Source organism: Streptomyces fuscigenes, assembly GCF_021556455.1.
In the GTDB taxonomy this organism is placed as follows: Bacteria; Actinomycetota; Actinomycetes; order Streptomycetales; family Streptomycetaceae; genus Streptomyces; species Streptomyces fuscigenes.
On sequence record NZ_JAKGCV010000662.1, the window covers coordinates 1 to 2,120 of the forward strand.

At 76.6% G+C, this 2,120-nt stretch carries 3 protein-coding genes; all 3 read right to left on the reverse strand.

From position 1 onward, the window contains the following. Positions 1-901 (reverse strand): precorrin-2 C(20)-methyltransferase (locus L1885_RS27510; RefSeq protein WP_235799861.1); only part of this gene is annotated, 901 nt, incomplete at its 3' end. Next, positions 898-1,542 carry a precorrin-8X methylmutase gene (locus tag L1885_RS27515; RefSeq protein WP_235799862.1) on the reverse strand — a complete coding sequence of 215 codons (645 nt, stop codon included), beginning with the start codon at positions 1,540-1,542 and terminating at the stop codon, positions 898-900. The genes L1885_RS27510 and L1885_RS27515, both read right to left, overlap by 4 nt. Further along, the coding region (locus L1885_RS27520) for a ferredoxin-like domain-containing protein (protein WP_505016792.1) at positions 1,539-2,120 on the reverse strand (582 nt) is incomplete at its 5' end. The genes L1885_RS27520 and L1885_RS27515, both read right to left, overlap by 4 nt.

Below are 2,120 nucleotides of genomic sequence, written 5' to 3' on the forward strand. Positions count from 1 at the left end.
CCCCGGCGGGCTCCGGGAAGCCGGTGGCGCCGGCCTCCGGGGCGCCGGGGCGCACCGCGCCGACCCGGCTCGGCAGCACCGTCACCGCGAAGTAGGGGACCGAGGCGGGGTCGGTGTCCGCCAGCGTCCCGGTGCGCTCGCCCGCCATGGTGGCGCGCTCCACGTACCGGGCGTCGCCGAGCCGGCCGGCCCGCTCGACCGCGCGCCGCACCGCCGGGAACGTGCGCCCCAGCTTCATCACCACCGCCGAGTCCGACGAGGCGAGCCGCGCCGCGAGCTCCTCCTCGGGCAGGGTGCCGGGCAGGATCGTCAGCACCTCCTCTCCCTCGACCAGCGGCGTCCCGAGGCGGGCGGCCGCCGCGCTCACGGAGGTCACGCCCGGGATCACCTCCGTCGGATAGCGGTGCGCGAGGCGTTTGTGCATGTGCATGTACGAGCCGTAGAACAGCGGGTCGCCCTCGGAGATCACGGCGACCGTGCGCCCCGCGTCGAGGTGCGCGGCGAGGCGCTCCGCGGCCTCCTCGTAGAACGCGTCCATCGCGCCCTGGTAGCCGCCGGGGTGATCGGTCGTGCCGGTGGTCACGGGGTAGACCAGCGGCTCCTCGACGTGGTCGGGCCGCAGGTGCCCGGCCGCGATGGCGCGCGCGATCGACCGGCCGTGCCGGGCGCTGTGGTACGCCACGACGTCGGCCTCCGCGATCGCCCGCACCGCGCGCACGGTCATCAACTCCGGGTCGCCGGGGCCAAGACCGACGCCGTACAGCCGGCCGGGGCCGCCGTCGCGGGGGGTCTCCCGCCGTTCCCCGGCCGGACCCGCCGCCGGACCCGTGCCCGTGCCCGCGCTCGCGGCAGCGCCCACGGGGACGTCCCGGTCCCGGCCCGTGCCCGTCTGCGTGCTCATCGTTCGTCCTCGCTCGCGATCGCGTTCAGCGCGGCGGCGGCGATCGCGCTGCCACCGCGCCGGCCCCGCACGATCAGGTGGTCGAGCCCCGAAGGGTGCGCGGCCAGGGCCTCCTTGGACTCGGCGGCACCGATGAAACCGACCGGCACCCCGATGACGGCGGCGGGCCGCGGCGCGCCCTGCTCCACCATCTCCAGCAGCCGGAACAGCGCGGTGGGCGCGTTGCCGACGGCCACGACGGCGCCCTCCAGGCGGTCCCGCCACAGTTCGAGCGCGGCGGCGCTGCGGGTCGTGCCGAGTTCCGCCGCCAGCGCGGGCACCGACGGGTCGTTGAGCGTGCACAGCACCTCGTTGTCCGCGGGCAGCCGCTTGCGCGTGACGCCGCTCGCGACCATCCGCGCGTCGCACAGGATCGGCGCTCCCGCGCGCAGCGCCTCCCGGGCGCGGGCGACCACGCCGGCGCTGTGCACGACGTCGCCCGCCAGGTCGACCATGCCGCAGGCGTGGATCATGCGGACGACGACCTGGGCCACGTCGGCGGGCAGACCGCTCAGGTCCGCCTCGGCGCGGATCGTGGCGAAGGACCGGCGGTAGATCTCGGAGCCGTCCTTCTCGTAGTCGAAGCCGGGGGTGGTCGTCATCTCGTCACCGTCGTCGCTGTCGTGGCTGTCGTCACTGTTGTAGCTGCTGAAGCTGTTGTCGCGGCTGTCGCGGCTGTCGCCGCTGTCGCTGTTGTCGCTGTGTGCGTGGTGCTTCCGGCCGCCGTGCCGGTCGCCGCGCCCGTGGTCGTCGTCGTGTACGTGCCGTCCGCCGTCGCCACCGCGTCCACGTACGGGCCCTGCGGATGCCCGCAGCGGCGGGAGCAGCCGGAGAAATGGACCGGGAGGGCGCGCGAGGCGGTCGCGGGATCCTCCTGGGCATGGGCGGCCACGAAGGCCGCCGCGTCGGCGCGCACGTCCGCGAGCGCCTTCGCGCAGCCCGGCCTGCCGGTGCAGGAGCCGACCCGTGTCCAGGGCGAGTCCGGGGTGGTGACGAGCCCCGCGGCGGCGGCCCCTGCCAGCAGCGCGTCAGCGGCGGAGGGCGTCAGCCCCGGCACGACGAGGCCGCGCCACGGCGTGACCCGCAGTCCCTCGCCGGCGGCGGCGAGCAGGCGCCACTGCGCGGTGCTCAGCCGGCCGGGCGGCGGCAGGACGCACACGGCGGCCCGGTCCCCTCCGGG

What these genes read in the sequence shown, in the direction of transcription:
- L1885_RS27515 (WP_235799862.1), bottom strand. Translation starts at nt 1,542, where the DNA reads ATGACGACCACCCCCGGCTTCGACTACGAGAAGGACGGCTCCGAGATC.